The sequence below is a fragment of the Cryptosporangium sp. NPDC048952 genome, assembly GCF_043197895.1.
Lineage (GTDB): Bacteria > Actinomycetota > Actinomycetes > Mycobacteriales > Cryptosporangiaceae > Cryptosporangium.
The window spans coordinates 645,515-661,031 of record NZ_JBICTY010000006.1 but is presented as its reverse complement, the minus strand read 5'-3'; the positions used below and the strand labels follow the sequence as shown (position 1 = coordinate 661,031).

The 15,517-nt window shown below is 71.3% G+C and carries 14 protein-coding genes and 1 pseudogene; 6 read left to right on the top strand and 9 right to left on the bottom strand.

The features are described from left to right. From ACGFY5_RS33470 to ACGFY5_RS33460, 3 genes and pseudogenes are all read left to right on the top strand, one after another. A pseudogene (locus tag ACGFY5_RS33470) lies at positions 1–191 on the top strand (hypothetical protein); the annotation flags it as partial. 11 nt (positions 192–202) lie between these two features. After that, positions 203–2,752, top strand: coding sequence for an FUSC family protein (locus ACGFY5_RS33465; protein WP_392726341.1), 2,550 nt, complete (start codon positions 203–205; stop codon positions 2,750–2,752). Between the two features lie 9 nt (positions 2,753–2,761). Beyond that, positions 2,762–4,168 carry a PrsW family intramembrane metalloprotease gene (locus tag ACGFY5_RS33460; RefSeq protein WP_392726339.1) on the top strand — a complete coding sequence of 469 codons (1,407 nt, stop codon included), beginning with the start codon at positions 2,762–2,764 and terminating at the stop codon, positions 4,166–4,168. Here ACGFY5_RS33460 and ACGFY5_RS33455 read toward each other — a convergent pair. Beyond that, positions 4,159–4,509, bottom strand: coding sequence for a GroES family chaperonin (locus tag ACGFY5_RS33455; protein ID WP_392726337.1), 351 nt, complete (start codon positions 4,507–4,509; stop codon positions 4,159–4,161). The genes ACGFY5_RS33460 and ACGFY5_RS33455 overlap by 10 nt on opposite strands. A gap of 93 nt (positions 4,510–4,602) precedes the next feature. Here ACGFY5_RS33455 and ACGFY5_RS33450 point away from each other — a divergent pair, with 93 nt between their 5' ends. Beyond that, on the top strand, positions 4,603–5,970 hold the full coding sequence (locus tag ACGFY5_RS33450; RefSeq protein WP_392726335.1) for an AI-2E family transporter: 1,368 nt from the start codon (positions 4,603–4,605) through the stop codon (positions 5,968–5,970). Positions 5,971–5,973: 3 nt separating this feature from the next. Here ACGFY5_RS33450 and ACGFY5_RS33445 read toward each other — a convergent pair whose 3' ends face one another. The 6 genes from ACGFY5_RS33445 to ACGFY5_RS33420 form a co-directional block, all read right to left on the bottom strand. Next, positions 5,974–8,076: an ATP-dependent DNA helicase gene (locus ACGFY5_RS33445; RefSeq protein WP_392726333.1), complete on the bottom strand. Its 2,103-nt coding sequence runs from the start codon at positions 8,074–8,076 to the stop codon at positions 5,974–5,976. Then, positions 8,054–8,944, bottom strand: coding sequence for an RNA polymerase sigma factor SigJ (gene sigJ / locus ACGFY5_RS33440; protein WP_392726331.1), 891 nt, complete (start codon positions 8,942–8,944; stop codon positions 8,054–8,056). The genes ACGFY5_RS33445 and sigJ overlap by 23 nt, the downstream gene beginning before the upstream one ends. 154 nt (positions 8,945–9,098) lie before the next feature. Then, positions 9,099–9,530 (bottom strand): hypothetical protein, encoded by a 432-nt coding sequence (locus ACGFY5_RS33435; protein ID WP_392726328.1) that lies wholly within the window; start codon positions 9,528–9,530, stop codon positions 9,099–9,101. A 112-nt stretch (positions 9,531–9,642) separates the two neighbouring features. Further along, a complete protein-coding gene (locus tag ACGFY5_RS33430) occupies positions 9,643–10,251 on the bottom strand; it encodes an aerial mycelium formation protein (protein ID WP_392726326.1) in 609 nt (202 codons plus the stop codon). A 191-nt stretch (positions 10,252–10,442) separates the two neighbouring features. After that, on the bottom strand, positions 10,443–11,486 hold the full coding sequence (locus ACGFY5_RS33425; RefSeq protein ID WP_392726325.1) for a YgfZ/GcvT domain-containing protein: 1,044 nt from the start codon (positions 11,484–11,486) through the stop codon (positions 10,443–10,445). Positions 11,487–11,513: 27 nt separating this feature from the next. Next, a complete protein-coding gene (locus ACGFY5_RS33420) occupies positions 11,514–11,972 on the bottom strand; it encodes a Fur family transcriptional regulator (protein WP_392726323.1) in 459 nt (152 codons plus the stop codon). A gap of 22 nt (positions 11,973–11,994) precedes the next feature. Between ACGFY5_RS33420 and ACGFY5_RS33415 the strand changes: the two genes are divergently transcribed. Continuing rightward, on the top strand, positions 11,995–12,843 hold the full coding sequence (locus tag ACGFY5_RS33415) for an aminotransferase class IV (protein WP_392726321.1): 849 nt from the start codon (positions 11,995–11,997) through the stop codon (positions 12,841–12,843). Between the two features lie 432 nt (positions 12,844–13,275). On the opposite strand, the gene ACGFY5_RS33410 is transcribed toward ACGFY5_RS33415, so the two are convergent. Next, positions 13,276–13,812, bottom strand: a complete 537-nt coding sequence (locus ACGFY5_RS33410) for an FABP family protein (protein ID WP_392726319.1) — start codon at positions 13,810–13,812, stop codon at positions 13,276–13,278. A 204-nt stretch (positions 13,813–14,016) separates the two neighbouring features. Between ACGFY5_RS33410 and ACGFY5_RS33405 the strand changes: the two genes are divergently transcribed. After that, positions 14,017–14,379, top strand: a complete 363-nt coding sequence (locus ACGFY5_RS33405; protein ID WP_392726317.1) for a DsrE family protein — start codon at positions 14,017–14,019, stop codon at positions 14,377–14,379. Position 14,380: 1 nt separating this feature from the next. Here the strand turns inward: ACGFY5_RS33405 and ACGFY5_RS33400 are convergent, their stop codons facing one another. Next, complete coding sequence (locus tag ACGFY5_RS33400; RefSeq protein ID WP_392726316.1) at positions 14,381–15,517, bottom strand: hypothetical protein; 1,137 nt, start codon at positions 15,515–15,517, stop codon at positions 14,381–14,383.

Sequence of the window (15,517 nt, the reverse complement as noted above, 5' to 3'; positions counted from 1 at the left end):
CGGCACGGTGGGGCGGCGGCACGGTGGGGCGGCGGCACGGTGGGGCGGCGGCACGGTGGGGCGGCGGCACGGTGGGGCGGCGGCACGGTGGGGCGGCGGCACGGTGGGGCGGGCGGCGCCGGTGGCGGCTGTGCGGCTGTATCGGCGGGGCGGCGGGCTTGGTGCGGGGTGGGGGCGGTGGGGGGCGTTAGGGTCGGAACACGTGGCGACCGGGGCGGAGTTTGGGCGGACGCTGCGCGGTGCCCTGGGCGGGCTGATTGCGGTGCCCCGGGCGAAGCTCAGTCCCCGTGTCGCGGCGCGCGGTGCGCTCGCGGTCGCGGTGCCGCTGCTGATCGGGGCGCTCACCGGCGCGGTGCTCCCCGCGGTGGCTGCCACGCTCGGCGCGTACTTCACCGGATTCGCCGACCTGTCCGGCCCGTACCGGCGACGGCTGCGGCTCGGGTTCGCGCTGGCGTTGTGCGGCGCGCTGTCGGTGCTGTTGGGGGCGCTCGCTCACCCGTATCCGGTGGTCGCCGTGCTGCTGGTGGCGGTGTGGGGGTTCCTCGCCGGGCTCCTCACGTCCCTTGGCGCCGCCGGTACCCGCGTCGGTATCACCGGGCTGATCGTGCTGATCGTGATCGGGGAGCAGCCGCAGGAGCTCAGTCAGGCGCTCCTCGCCGCCTCGGCGGTTTTCGTGGGTGCGGCGCTGCAGACGCTGCTGGCGATCGCACCCTGGCCGGTGCGGGGGTTCGCGCCGGAGCGGGCGGCGGTGGCTGCTGCGTACCGGGAACTCACCGACGTCGATCCGGCCGGGGGTGGGCCCGCTTATCCGGTCGTGCTCGAGGCGCACGCTGCGTTGCGCGGGCTCGATCCGCAGCGCAACCGGGCCGTTGCCGGCCTGCGCATGTTGCTCGACGAGGTCGAGCGGGCTCGCGGTGAGGTCGTCGCGCTCGCCGTGCTGCGGACCCGGCTGGCGGACATGGAGCAGGCCGAGGCCGCCGACGAGGTCGGCGCGGTGATCGACGCCGCCGCGGCCGTGGCCGCCACGATCGCGGAGCGGCTCACGGCCGGTCCAGACGACCTGCACCCGGAGCTCGTTCCCGCGCTGGACGACGCGCTCGCCAAGGCCGTCGCGGCCGTGCGGGCCCGTGCGGACGGGGCCGGCCGGGCGCCGCTGACCCGCCGCGGCGCAGCGGCCCGCTCGGCAGCCCTCGCCGGCCAACTCCGCGCGGCCCGCCGAATAGCCGACGCCACCGACCCCACCCGAACCACCCCGAAGCGACGATCAACCACCGCCCCAGCCGCCGCCGACTCCCACCGAGCGGCGGATGCCGGCCGAGCCGCCGATCTCGGCCGCGCGGCCACCTCCGCCGCCGATCGAGCGGATGCCGCCGACTCCGCCCGTGGTGCCGACTCCGCCCGTGGTGCCGACTCCGCCCGTGGTGCCGACTCCGCCCGTGGTGCCGACTCCGACGGAGCCGCCGACTCCGCCCGAGCCGCCGACTCCGACGGAGCCGCCGACTCCGACGGAGCCGCCGACTCCGACGGAGCTGCCGACTCCGACGGAGCTGCCGACTCCGACGGAGCTGCCGACTCCGACGGAGCTGCCGACTCCGACGGAGCTGCCGACTCCGACCGAGCCGCTGGGCCCGACCGCGCGGTCGGGCCCGCGGTCGGAGCCGGCCGCGGGGGCGACGGCGATCCTCTGCAGGTGGGTACGCCCGTGTTTCTCATGCCTGCTGATGAGCCGATCACCGTGCTGCGGGCCAACCTCCGACCCTCGTCGGAGGCGTTCCGGCACGCGCTGCGGCTGGCATTCACGCTCGCGGCGGTGGCCTCCGCCCTGGTCGCGCTAGGCCTACCCCGCGGCTACTGGCTGCTGCTCACGGTCGCGGTCGCGATCCGGCCCGACTTCTCCGCGACGGTCAAGCAGGTCGTCGACCGGGTCGCGGGGACCCTGCTCGGAATGCTCGTCGTCTCCGCGCTCCTGGAGTGGGTGGTCTCCGACACCTGGCAGAAGATGGCGCTCGTTCCGGTCTTCTATTTCTTCCTCCGCACGGTCCTCGCTGCGAACTTCGCGCTCGGAGCCGCGGCGATGGCCGGGAACGCCGTCCTGATCGCCGACCTGCTCGGCGCGTCGGCCGGCGAACTGATCCCGGAGCGCCTCACCTACACCGTCGCGGCCGGCGTCATCGCGCTCGCGGCCTACCTGGCGTGGCCCACCTGGGAGCGGTCCACCGCCCGCGAGACGCTCGCCGACGCGATCGAGTCGGCACGCACCTACCTGCGGACGGCCGCGGACCCGGACGCCGCCGACACCGACGTGGACGCCGCCCGCACCACGGCCCGCGTGGCGCTGAGCAACGCCCGCGACTCCGCGAAGCGCCTCGCCGACGAACCCGGCACCCCCCGCGCGCTGGTCGACCTCGCGAGTGGCGTCAGCGTGCACGCCAGTCGGCTGGTGCAGGGCGGAATGGCGTTGGAGGCCGCCAGGGACGTGTACCCGGACGGGCTGACCCGCCCGGAGGCCCGGACGTTCGCGCGCGACGTCGACACCGCGCTGGCTGGCGTCGCTACCGCGTTGCGGACCGGAAAACGTCCGAAGGCGTTGCCCGGGCTCCGTGCCGACGTCGACGATTTGATCGCAGTAGCACCATCTGCCCGACTGGCCACTTTCGCCACCGCTGCCGACCGCCTGACCGACGGCATCGGCACGCTCAATCACCTGCTCCGGCAGGATGCGAAGGGGGCGCCGGGGCCCGCCTCCGATTAGGCTGCGTACATGGTTCATCCCCAGCAACCGGGCGTTCCCCACCCGTCGGAGGGGATGGCTCAACCGGCCCCGATGGTGCCCTGGCACAAGCGTCGCTGGTTCGGCATCGCGGTGGCCGTCGTCGCCGTCGGTGTCATCGCGCTGGCCGGGCTCGGCATCTACGGCATCCTCGGCTACAGCCTCGGCCCCGCCGCGCTGATCCTCGCGCTCGGCACCGCCGTGCTGCCGGTGCCGATTCTGCTGGCGTTCTTCTGGTGGCTCGACCGGTACGAACCCGAACCCCGTCGCTACCTGGCGTTCGCGTTCGCCTGGGGTGCGTGCGTGGCGACGTTCGCCGCGCTGATCATCAACTCGTTCGGCGGGCGCGTGATCACCGGTGCCGGCGGCTCGGAAAGCACCACCGCCGTGCTCGTGGCTCCGCCCACCGAGGAGTTCTTCAAGGCCGTCCCGCTGTTCATCCTGCTCGGCCTCGCGCTCACCGGCCGGCGGCAGATCAACGGCGTCGTCGACGGCATCGTCTACGCGGGGATGTCCGCGGTCGGGTTCGCGTTCACCGAGAACGTCCTCTACTTCGGCTCCGCCTACATCGGCGACGAAGAGAAGAACATGCCGGGCGGCATCACCGCGCTGATCGTCACGTTCGTGCTCCGGGGCGTCTTCTCACCGTTCGCCCACCCGCTGTTCACCGCGATGACCGGCGTCGGCGTCGGGTTGGCGGTGCGCAGCAGGCGCACGTGGCTGAAGATCGTGTTCCCGATCGGCGGTCTCGCGCTCGCGGTGCTCCTCCACGGGACGTGGAACCTGCTGGCTTCCAGCCAGGACTTCGGCGTGATCCTCACCGGATACACGCTGCTCATGCTGCCGATCCTGATCGCCATGATCACCCTCGCGATCGTGCTCCGCGGCCGGGAGGCGAAGGTCGTCGGCCGGGTACTGCCGGTGTACGTCGAAGCCGGCTGGTTCACCCCGCAGGAGATCGCCGCGCTCGCGACGATGCAGACGCGCCGGGCCGGCCGGCAGTGGGCGCGCGGAATCGCCGGCAGCATCGGCGCCAAAGCGATGTCGGACTACCAGTTCGCCGCCACGAAGCTGGCGATCGCCCGGGACGCGCTGGCCCGCGGCATCACCAACCGGGAGTTCGCGGACGAGGAGCGGCACCTGTTGGCCACCGTGGACGCCCGGCGCCAGTACATCCTGCAGCATGCGCGGCCTGGTACGGCGATGCCGTGGGCGCCGAACCCCGCCGCGTACCCGCCCGGGCACGGCGGCAACTACGTCAGCGGCAGCGGGAACTACCCGGGGCCGGCCTACGGGAGCCCGCCGAACTATGGCGGGCAGATCTACAACCCCACCTACTACGGCGGCGGGCACCACCCGGGGTACCAGCCCCATCACGGGCCGGAGACTCAGAGGTAGAGGCCGGTTCCTTCGTCGTCGACGCGGGACGCGGCGACCGCGTGGACGTCACGCTCGCGCATCAGCACGTAGTCGTTGCCACCCAGCTCGACCTCGGACTTCTCGTCGGGATCGAACAACACCCGGTCGTTGACCTCCACCGACCGCACGGTGGGGCCGACGGCCACCGCCGTCGCCCACGCCAGCCGACGACCCATCGCCGCCGTGGCCGGGATCACGATGCCGGAACTGGAGCGGCGCTCGCCCGCAGTGCCCTCCAGTTTCACCAGGACCCGATCGTGCAGCAGGTGAATCGGCAGGCCACCGTTCGCGCCGTTGACCAAGTCGGGTTCTGTACTCACAGCTCCACACGTTATCGCCGAGTGTGTGGGATCGGTGGGCGCGGGTAGGAGGCGCCGGTACGGTGCGCTCGAGACGAATGAGGGGGAACCCGGGTGAGTTGGCTGTTGCGGGTGCGCGACGAGGCGCGCGAGCGACTCGCGGCGGCGAGGGAGAACCAAGTTGTTCCGCCGGCTCAACCCGTCTCCGAAGGGTCGCCGGGCGTCGTCCTGCTGCCTGCGGGCGAGCCGGACAACGAGAGCGTGCCCACCGCGCTCCGGGTGGCCTCGGCCTGGGCCTGGCGCCTCGCGATCGTCGCCGTGGTGCTCTACGGCTTGTTCCACATCATCTCGATGCTCCGCGTCGTCGTGATCCCGCTGATGGTGGCGTTGCTGCTGGCGGCGCTGCTGGAGCCGGCGGCGGGCTTCCTGCGCAAGCAGGGTGCTCCCCGGGCGCTGGCCGCGACGACGATCCTGGTGTTCGGCCTGGTGCTGGTGTTCGGCACGCTGGCGCTGGTCGTGCAGGCGTTCGTCAACGGCCTCGCCGACCTCACCGACCAGGTCAACCAGGCGCTCAACGAGGGCCGCGACTGGCTGCTGTCGGGCCCGCTGCACATCTCTCAGGACCAGATCGACCAGTACGTCGAACGGGCGCAGACCTGGTTGTCGGAGAACAGCTCGTCGCTGACGTCCGGGGCGCTGAGCACCGCCACGACGCTGGGTGAGGTCGTCACCGGGTTCTTCCTGGTGCTGTTCACCACGTTCTTCTTCCTGAAGGACGGCAGCCAGATCTGGCGGTTCCTCACCCGCCTGCTGCCGCGTCCGGCCCGTCCCGCGGTGCGTCAGGCCGGCGAGTACTCCTGGCACACGCTCACGTCGTACGTGCGCGCCACGGTCTTCGTCGCGTTCGTCGACGCGCTCGGCATCGGCATCGGACTTGCGATCCTGAAGGTCCCGCTCACGCTGCCGCTGGCCGCGCTGGTGTTCCTCGGTGCGTTCATCCCGGTGATCGGTGCGACGCTGTCCGGCGCCGTCGCGGTGGCGGTGGCGTTGGTCACGCAGGGCCCGGTGTCCGCGCTGATCATCCTCGCGGTGGTCATCGGCGTGCAGCAGCTGGAGGGCCACGTCCTGCAGCCGCTGATCATGGGTCGCGCGGTCGCGTTGCACCCGCTGTCGGTGATCCTGGCGATCGCGATCGGCATCACGACCGCCGGCATCGTCGGCGGTCTGGTCGCGGTGCCGCTGCTGGCGGTGCTGAACACCGCGATCCGCTACCTGGTGCTGAGGCCCGACGGAGGTCCCGCGCCCGCCGACGCTCCACCGGGGACGGTGCCGACCGACGACGACGAAGCCGAAGTCGAGGAAGCGCGCGCCGACGCCGAGCAGACCGACACGACGGGCGCCGGGGTCGCCGGCCACGCGGAGGCCGTCGGTGTCCTGCCGAAGCCCGTCGGCGAACCGCCGGGCCCGGTGAAGACCGACTGAGCCTCAGGCGCCCGCGGTGCCGCCGAGGCGCTTCAACGCGCCACGGACGACGTCCGGCGACGTGGTGTACCAGAACGGCGGCAGCGTGCGGCGGATGAATTCGCCGTACCGCGCGTTGTGCAGCCGGGCGTCGAGCACCGCGACGACACCGCGGTCGCCGGCGGCCCGGATCAACCGCCCGGCGCCCTGCGACAGCCGGATCGCGGCCGCGGGCACCGACACCGCCATGAAGCCGGACCCGCCCGCGTCGTCGACGGCCTTCGACCGGGCGGCGGTCAGCGGCTCGTCGGGCCGGGGGAACGGCAACCGGTCGATCACGACCAGCTGGCACGCGTCGCCCGGGACGTCAACGCCCTGCCAGAGCGACGCGACGCCGAGCAGGCACGTCTGCGGCTCCTCCTTGAACCGGCGTACGAGCAGGTGGATCGAGTCGTCACCCTGCAGCAGCACCGGCAGGTCGGTCTGCGCTCGCAGCGTCTCGGCGGCCATCGCGGCGGCCTTGCGCGACGAGAACAGGCCCAGCGTGCGCCCGCCGGCGGCCGTGACCAGTTCGACCAGTTCGCGCTGCGCGGCGTCGGAGAGCCCGGACATGCCCGGCTTCGGCAGCCGCGAGGCGACGTAGAGAATGCCCTGCTTCGGGTAGTCGAACGGCGATCCGACGTCGAGCGCGCGCCAGACCGCCGGCGGCTCCTTGTCGTCGTCCCCGTCGGAGGGTGGCGGTTCGACCCGCCGGACGTCGTTGGTGTCGGGCGTGCGGCCGTAGTCGACCTCGAGGCCCAGCGAGCGGGCGACGGTGTCGAAGCGCCCGCCGAGCGCCAGCGTGGCCGACGCGGCCACGACGACCCGGTCGCGGAACAGCCCGCTGCCCAGCGCCGCCGAGACCGACAGCGGGGCGACGTGCAGCGCCGGTGGCCGCCGGTCCTCCTGGGCCACCCACGCGACGTCACGGTCGGACTGTTCGAGCAGGCGCTCCACGGTGTCGACCAACCCCGTGAGGCCCTGCTTGGCCTGGTTGCGCTTGACCGCGTCGGCCTCGTCGGGGCCGACCTCGCCGCCGAGCGCGTCCAGCGCGGCCCGTGCTGACGAATCGACCAGGAACAGCGCGTCGTACAGCGGCTCGGGCAGCCGCTCCAGCCGACCGGGCCGCACGCCGTCCAGCATGCGTTCCAGCAGATCGGCGGAGCCCTCCACGTCGTCGCGGAGCTTGGCGGAGACGAACGACCCCAGGCGGCGGGCGGCCCGGCTGATCACGTCGGCGGTCAGCTCGGCCTGAGCGGCGCTGGTGACCCGGTCGGTGAGCTCGTGCGCCTCGTCGACCACCAGGAGCGCGTGCTCCGGGACGATGTGCCGCCCGGAGAGCAGGTCGACGGCGAGCAGGCTGTGGTTCGTCACCACGATGTCGGCCTGACGCGCCTTGGCCCGCGCGGCCTCGGCAAAACAGTCCTCGCCGAACGGGCAGCGGGCCGCGCCGACGCACTCCCGGGCCGGCATGCTGACCTGCCGCCACGCCTGGTCGTCGACGCCGGGATCGAGATCGGCGCGGTCACCGGTGTCGGTCTCCTCCGCCCACTCGCGCACGCGGGTGACCTGCTGGACGAGCTTCCCGGCGGCGCCGAGCCACTGGGTGTCGGTCTCGAACAGGCCGTCCTCGTCGTCCGCGGCGCCCGGCTCCAGCCGGGCCAGGCACGCGTAGTGGTGCCGACCCTTCAACAGCGCGAACGACGGGGTGCGGCCGAGCACCGGGGTGGCGGCCTCGACCAGCCGTGGCAGGTCGTGGTTGACCAGCTGGGCCTGCAGCGCCAGCGTGGCGGTGGTGACGACGACGCGCTTGCCGGTGGCGAGCGCCGGCACCAGGTAGGCCAGCGACTTGCCGGTACCGGTGCCCGCCTGCACGAGGAGGTGCTCACCGGTGTGTACGGCCTCGGTGACCGCGCGGGCCATCGTCCGTTGCCCGGGACGGTCCATCCCGCCGGGTACCGCGCCGATCGCCGCGGCGAGCAGCGCCTCGGTGTGCTTCTGGTCGGCCTGGGATTCGGTACCCGCTTCGGTCACTGCTGCCACGGGCGGCAACGGTACCCGTCCCCTACGACACTCCGGAGTCCCCATCCACAGGTAGTAGGTGGCGCAGCTTCTCCGGATTGACGATGAACGAGAAACGGGAGATCCGGCCGTCCGCGTTCACATCCGGCACGACCACGCCGAGCAGTTCGCCGGCACGGCGCAACACCAGGCCGAACTGGCCGTTGACCAGCGCCGGCTCGGGCTCGAGGGACCGGCCGTTCCCGGTCAGGACGCCGAGAGTGAACCGGATGACCTTGTCCGGCCCGTAGATCGGACGCAGCGCGGCACGCACCTGGCCCCCGCCGTCGGAGTGGAACTCGACGTCGGGCGCGAGCAGCGCGGTGAGCCGGCCCAGATCGCCGCCCTGACAGGCGTCGAAAAAGGCTTCGACGGTGGCCCGCTGCTCCGAGAGCGGAGCCAGCGGCGGCGGCGCGCTGTCGTGCAGCAACCGACGCGCGCGGGACGCCAGCTGACGGGCGTTCTCGGCCTTCGTGCCGAGCGCTGCGGCGATGCCGTCGAACGGGATGCCGAACACGTCGTGCAGGATGAACGCCACCCGCTGTTCGGGGCTGAGCCGCTCCAGGAGGTGCAGGAGCGCGATCCGGACCGAGTCGTCCAGTTCCGCGAGGTCGGCCGGGTCGGAGGCGTCGGTCGGGAGGCGCTCCACGAGGGGCTCGGGCAGCCACGGCCCGACGTACGCCTCCCGGGTGACCCGGGCCGACCGGAGCACGTCCAGGCAGATCCTGCCGGTCACCCGGGTGAGCCACGCGCGGGGCTCGACGATCTCCGACTGGTCGGTACGCTGCCAGCGCAGCCAGGTCTCCTGGACGGCATCCTCGGCGTCGGCCAGGCTGCCCAGCATGCGGTAGGCGACCCGCACCAGGTGCTCCCGGTGCGCGCTGAACTCATCCATGTCCGTAAAGACGATACGGCCCCGCGATACGTGACCGCGGGCCCACCCAAGTCGTGGCTGACGGCCGTCTCGGTCGGTTGTGACCAAAGAACGGTCACGGCCCTCCCTGCGACGACCGTCAGCCACGACTTGGGTCGGGCCCGAGGCCGAAGATTCACTGCGGTTTGACGGCCTGCTCGCCGCGCTCGACGAGCGTGCGGTAGACGTCCTGGGCACGGGTCTGTGCGGTCTCGACGTTGCGCTTCACCGACTCGCTGTTCACCTCGCGCGCCTTGCTCTGCAGATCGGCCGCGTACGACGGCAGGTCGGCGGCTAGCGTGCGGAGCTCGCGCGGCAGGCTGCGCAGGTCCTCGGGCAGGGTCGCGGCGTTGCGCTGGAACCGCTCGGAGATCTCCGGAGCGTTAGCTGCGAGCTTGCGGATCTGCTCGGCGACGACGTCACCGACGCCGGCGAGGGCGTACAGCGGCTCCGGCCACTGCTTCGAGTCAGCGCCACTGCCGGGGCCGGGTCCGATCGCGGCGGGCCCCGCCTGGGTGTTGCCGGTCTCGGTCTGCTCGTTGTCGGCAGGCCCCGTGGGAGTAGACATCTGGCTTCCCTTCGCTGTGGAGGTGACTCCACGGTAGGTCGCCCGCGCTAACACCTGCAAGCGCTCAGCTAGCACTTCAGGGAAGGGTCAGGGTCGGACCCTGAGAGCGATGTCAGGGAAGAGTGTGGTTCGCCCCGTGTGTGCCGGTCAGGTCGTGGCCTTGCTCGTCCGACGTCGTCTCGGAATTCTCGGCTATCCCTGGGGCCCGCGGTTCGACCCGCCGACGTCCCAACTCGCCCCCGCACCGGTCGACGACGGCACGCACCCGGCCGGACACGTCGGTCACCTGTCTACGCTCGTGTCGGAACGTGCGGAGAACGCGGGCGAGCTCGTCGTCGGTGCGTCTGGCGACGTCAGCGAGGTCCACGTCGGCGACCAGCCGTTCGACGCGTCGACGCCGGCGATGCGTGGGCGGGCCGTCGGAGTCGGCACGCAGGCGGAACACGCGGGCCAGCCGTCCACCGGTCGGTACGTCGTCGGACGGGCGGGCGTCGGGCGCGCCGTCGAAGACGACCGCCGCGCGGTGTCGCTGCTCGGCCGTGATCATGGCGATCCGCTCGTCCAGTTGGTGGCCGAGCCGGTTCAGTTCAGCGAGCTCCGCCAGCCCTTCGTCGCGCCGGTGCCGCACCTCCGCTGTTCTCAGGGCATCCAGACCCAGCAGATAACCGGGGGCCAGCACCCGGTCGATCCGCCGTCTCCCTCCTGGTACGACATCCGTCATGCCTCTGCTCCTTCGCACGGCGCGGATTCGCAGGCCAGTGGTGTGGCGGGTCGCCCACCGCGTCTGGAGCATCCTGGCATGCAGGAGCGACTCAAGGGCGGGTTGCAGCAGCTTTTGGCATGGATGTGATGACGAAACAGTCACATTCCGGCCACAAAACCCGGTGCGTGGCCGCTATATGAGAAAAACTCTCACGTTTTCGGGACAGCGGTCTCCAGGTCCGTACTTGGGTCTATGGCGGCCTTGGTTTCGCCGATCCAGAGGTCGGCGTCGTCCGGGATGTTGCGTTTGACCAAACCGAGCGCGATGTGGCCGAGTTCGAAATGGCGCACCGCGGTGCCGACGAACCCGACCGCGCGGCCGTCACGTCCGAGCGTGATCGCGGTGCCCTGGGCGGGAAGCTCCTCGCTGACGCCGTCGAGGTGCACCAGCACCATCCGACGCGGCGGACGCCCGAGGTTGTGCACCCGCGCGACCGTCTCCTGACCGCGGTAGCAGCCCTTCTCCAGGTGAACCGCGGTGGGGATCCACTCCGGCTCCTGCACGATCGTGCGGTGGTCGGTCTCGAACGCCAACCGCGGACGCCGATCGGCGACCCGGAGCGCCTCGTAGGCCCAGGTGCCGGCGAGCGGTGCGTCGAGGCGGTCGACGACGGCCTCCATCCGATCGCGCGGAACCAGCAGATCGGCCGCCACCTCACCGGGCCACGGCATCCGTCGGACGAAACCTCCGTCGGGCAGCGCGACCAGCGCATACGGCTCGGACGGGAGTTCCACACCGAGCCGGGAGAGCGCCGCTCCCGCGGAAGGCCCGATCACCGAGAGCACCGCCCAGTCGGCGGTGACGTCGGTCGGCTCGACGCGCATGAAGAAGACCATCTTCTGCAGGTAGCCCAGCAGCGCCTCGGTGGTGCCGGGCTCGACGTCCAGCCAGGTGGTGTTGCCGTCGTCGCCCACCAGGAAGTGGTGTTCGACGTGTCCGTGCGGCGAGAGCACCAGTGCCTCGGTGCCGTGCCAGGCCGGCAACGCGTCGAGGTGCTGGGAGGTCAGGCTGTGCAGCCAGCTCAGCCGGTCGGCGCCCGGTACCGCGATCACGCCGCGGTTGCTCCGGTCGACGACACCGACGTCCTCGCTCAGGTGCCGTTGCTCACGGAACGGGTCACCGTAGTGGGCGGCGACACCGGCGTCGGCGCCCTCGGCGAGGACGGCACCAGGGCGGGAGCTCAGCGGGCTCATCAGCACCTCCGATCAAGGGGATCCGGATCAAGGGGATCCCGTAGGTGCAGCGGTCTCCGGGTCGCAGGTATTTCCTTCGCTGCAGTTACCGCAGACACCGAACAGCGCCACGTGGCCGACGTCCATGCTGAAACCGCGCTCGTCGGCCAGCCGGCCGGCCAGGTCGGCCAGCATCCCGATGGGAGCCTCCGAGACCGTCCGGCACATCCGGCAGACCAGGTGGAAGTGCTGATCAGCGGCCAGATGATAGGTGGTCGCAGCGTCGATCAGATGCGTGTGCCGCACCAGCCCGATCTGCTCGAGCAGCTCGAGCGTGCGGTAGACGGTGGTCAGGTTGATACCCGCCGCGGTCTGCGTCACTTGGCCGTGCACCTGCTCCGGGGTGGCATGCCCCAGTCGCTCGACGGCTTCCATGACGAGTTGCCGCTGCACGGTCATCCGGAGCCCACGGGACCGCAGCGCATCGGTCAGTGACGGTAGCGCCATAGCCGCCATGGTATTCACGGGCATGGCTACCCGCGCACTTGCTGTCCTCGGCCGGGGTCGCGTACCGGTCGAAACCCCCATCGCCCGCGCCGACGACGCCGGCCTCACCCGCGGTGACGGCATCTTCGAGACCGTTCACGTCCGCTTCGGCAAGCCCTGGCAACTCGACGAACACCTCGCCCGCATGGCGGGCTCGGCCGGAACGCTGGGGATCGCGCTCCCGCCGGCCGAAGAACTCGCTTCGCTGATCGACGACGTGCTGGTGGACGCAGTCGAGGACGCGGAAGTAGCGGTGAAGATCGTCTGCACGCGGGGACCCGACACCGGACAGCTCGAACCACCCACCGTGTTCGCGACGATGTTCGACGTCTCGCCGGGGCAGCTGCGCGGGCGTCGCGAGGGCGTGTCGGTCGTGTCGATCTCGCTCGGTGTGCCAGCGGACGTCCGGGAAGGCGCCCCCTGGCTGCTCGGCGGCGCCAAGACGCTCTCCTACGCGGTGAACATGGCCGCGCTGCGGCACGCCGCGTCCGTCGGCGCCGACGACGCGATCCTCGTCTCGACCGAGGGCCTCGTCCTGGAGGCGCCCACGGCCACCGTCGTGTGGGCGGCCGATGGCGCGCTGCGCACGGTTCCGGCCGACACCGGGATCCTCGCCGGGACGACCGCGGCGTTCCTGCTCGACCGCGCGGGTGAGCTGGGGCTGCGCGCCGAGCACGCCCGGGTGCACCTCGACGAGCTCGCGGAAGCCGACGAGGTGTGGCTGTGTTCGAGCGTCCGTGGCGCGGCACGGGTGACGACGATCGACGGCAAGCCGGTGGGCGAGCGGGGGTTCACCGAGGGCGTACAACGCATCCTCGGATTCCCGCTTTAATTGCGTTGCCGACCCTCGGAGACCGACGTAGATTCGGAGGTACACAAGAGGGGAGGTGGTCCAAAGTTGAATACTTTTCGGACTCGTGAGGTGGCTACTTCCTAGCCGCTGTTGGACTCCGGTCCGAACCGCTGCCCCCCGCAGTTAGGGGATGTCAGTAGACAGCGGTGAGGCAAACCAAGGTAACCACCGACCCCTCGGGCTGCCGGCCTTGTCCGACCGGCCCCGCGATGAGAATCGCGGGAGTCATAGCCCGGGGGGCCTTTTTATGTGCACGGCCCGTTCAGAACGACGCTGACGCGCGAGCGGGCCTCCTTATGACGCTTCGCTGATGTCACGGCGTCGGCCCGCTCGAGCGTCAGCGCCGTCCTGAACGGGCTCCACCTTCAAGCCACTCACGCCTGCGGCGCTCGGCGCGCGTTGAATGCTTGGTCAGCCGGCAATGCGCTTGAGGCGAGCGCTCATGTGTGGCGTCAGATCATTGCCCACCGCGGCCATGTCGTGCGCGTACAGCAGATCGCCTTCGACGATCCCGTACAGACGATGATTCGCCGACACTTCCTTGGCGGTCGCGGTACGCACCACTGCGTCGGTGCTCAGCTCCACCTTCAGACCGTCGATCTCGCCGACGTACACCTCGACGTATCCGGTCGGGTGCGCGAGCAGCACCTCCACCGCGTCCTCACCCTGCGGACGCCACCAGCCGACCTCGCGCGCGGCCGGGCGAATCGGTCGGCCCTCGCCGTCGATGATCCAGGCACGGGACTCGTACGCGAGGAACGGCCGGCCGTCGTGGCTGAACCGCACTTCCTGCGCGTAGTCGAAGTCGTCGGTGCCCGGGTAGCCACCTTTGCCGGTGCCGCGCCACACGCCGACGAACGGCAGCAGCCCCAGCAGCGACTCGTGCAGGTTCGGCCCGCTCCGGAGGTCGTGGGTCTCCTCGTACGGGTATCCGGCGGAGTCGGTCACGGTCAGCGCTGGCCCTGGTAGAGCTTGTACACGACGTAGAAGCCGAACCAGCCGATGATGGCGAAGGCCGCGACGAGCAGCACTAGGAAGAATGTCTCGAGCACGACCCGAGTCTATGGCGACGCCCCGGTGTTCAGGTGGGTGGCCCTTGACACAGCGCGGCGGGTACAGCGGCGAAGCCGCCGGAGCCCTAAGGTCTTCCGCATGAGCCGCGCACTGGTCGTCAAGGTGACAGCTGGAGCGGATGCTCCCGAACGTTGCGCGCAGGCGTTCACGGTCGCCGCTACGGCACTGGCGTCCGGAGTCGACGTCTCGCTCTGGCTGACCGGCGAATCGTCCTGGTTCGCGCTGCCCGGCCGGGCCGCCGAGTTCGAACTGCCGCACGCGGCGCCGCTGTCGGACCTGCTCATCTCGCTGCTGTCCGCCGGGCGGGTGACGCTGTGCACGCAGTGCGCCGCGCGCCGCGAGATCGTCGAAGCTGACGTGCTGCCCGGTGTCCGGATCGCCGGTGCGGCCGCGTTCGTCGAGGAAGTGCTCACCGACAACGTCCAGGCACTCGTCTACTGACTCACCCGCACGAACGGGTGATGAAGCGAACGATTGCCAGCACCGCGTTCGCATCGAGGACGATTGCGGTCCGCAGCGACGGACCGGCATCGGCGAGCTGCACCACCGCTGAAATGCCCACTTCCGCATAGACGACGACCCGCGCCTTCGCGCAGTCCGCGACCGACCACCGCAGCGCGGTCACCGGGGTGAGGTCCTCGACGAAACTGACCGGCCGCGTCGAGGCCACCATCGACAGGCCCGGCGTCGGCGTACGGAGTTCACGCAGCGCGATGGCCCGCCGGTCGTGCTGGCGGATCCGGATCGGTGTCACGAGCGTGGTGTCCAGATCGGCCGGTTCTCCGACCAGCTCGGACGTGATCCAGACCTCGCTCGCGACGGTCTGGCACTTCTGCCGCGCGGTGTCGACGATCAACGTGTTGTCGTCGGCGAGGCGTACCTGGACGTCGCGTTCCGGCCGGTCGTCGGGCGCGACGGTCAGGATGACGTCGCGCGGCGCGGTCGCCGGCCCGCCCTGCGCGCACGAGTGCGTGACGTCCATCGAGATCCAGGTCTCGTCTCCGGCCGGTATCCGGACACCGCGGCTGACCTGACGCAGGTTCGACGTGTACCGGTCGTCGTCCAGCCGGGCGTTCTGCAGACGGACGTCACCCGGCCCGGTGTTCGTGAGCACGATCCGCAACGTCCACGGCTGTCGGGTGCCGGTCCAGCTCGCGCTGCTGGCGGCGTCCTCGGCGACCCTCGCGGTCACCTGGACGGTATCCCGGCGGGCGGCGTCGGCGGCCTGGGTCTCCCAGCTGTGGACGGCGGCACCGCCGAGCAGCGTGCCGACGACGAACGCGGCGATCCACAGGAGCCGGTTCTGCCGGTCGCGCAGCCAGTCCTCGGCCCGCGCGACGGGGCCGGGGCGTGCCAAAGGCTCCTCCGGAGCGGTGCCGTCCTGCTCCGGCGGTTCGTCGGGCTCCTCCGGAACGTCCGAGGTCGGCTGAGGGGGGAGCGGCGCGTCCCAGAGGCTCGTGCTGCGCACGTCGAAAGTCGGGGCGACCGCATCCGCTGTGTCGTCCAGATCATCCCAATACGCAGGTGCACGGCTCAGGTGACGCTCGCCGTCGCCCGCATCGTCGCGCGGCCCGGCCAT

Bases quoted from the DNA above. Each gene is read 5' to 3' on its own strand.
- ACGFY5_RS33445 (WP_392726333.1), bottom strand. From the start codon at position 8,076: ATGGGGACTCCGGAGTGTCGTAGGGGACGGGTACCGTTGCCGCCCGTG.
- ACGFY5_RS33400 (WP_392726316.1), bottom strand. From the start codon at position 15,517: ATGGCCGGGCCGCGCGACGATGCGGGCGACGGCGAGCGTCACCTGAGC.
- sigJ (WP_392726331.1), bottom strand. From the start codon at position 8,944: ATGGATGAGTTCAGCGCGCACCGGGAGCACCTGGTGCGGGTCGCCTAC.
- ACGFY5_RS33405 (WP_392726317.1), top strand. From the start codon at position 14,017: ATGAGCCGCGCACTGGTCGTCAAGGTGACAGCTGGAGCGGATGCTCCC.
- ACGFY5_RS33425 (WP_392726325.1), bottom strand. From the start codon at position 11,486: ATGAGCCCGCTGAGCTCCCGCCCTGGTGCCGTCCTCGCCGAGGGCGCC.
- ACGFY5_RS33460 (WP_392726339.1), top strand. From the start codon at position 2,762: ATGGTTCATCCCCAGCAACCGGGCGTTCCCCACCCGTCGGAGGGGATG.
- ACGFY5_RS33420 (WP_392726323.1), bottom strand. From the start codon at position 11,972: ATGGCGCTACCGTCACTGACCGATGCGCTGCGGTCCCGTGGGCTCCGG.
- ACGFY5_RS33415 (WP_392726321.1), top strand. From the start codon at position 11,995: ATGGCTACCCGCGCACTTGCTGTCCTCGGCCGGGGTCGCGTACCGGTC.
- ACGFY5_RS33430 (WP_392726326.1), bottom strand. From the start codon at position 10,251: ATGACGGATGTCGTACCAGGAGGGAGACGGCGGATCGACCGGGTGCTG.
- ACGFY5_RS33435 (WP_392726328.1), bottom strand. From the start codon at position 9,530: ATGTCTACTCCCACGGGGCCTGCCGACAACGAGCAGACCGAGACCGGC.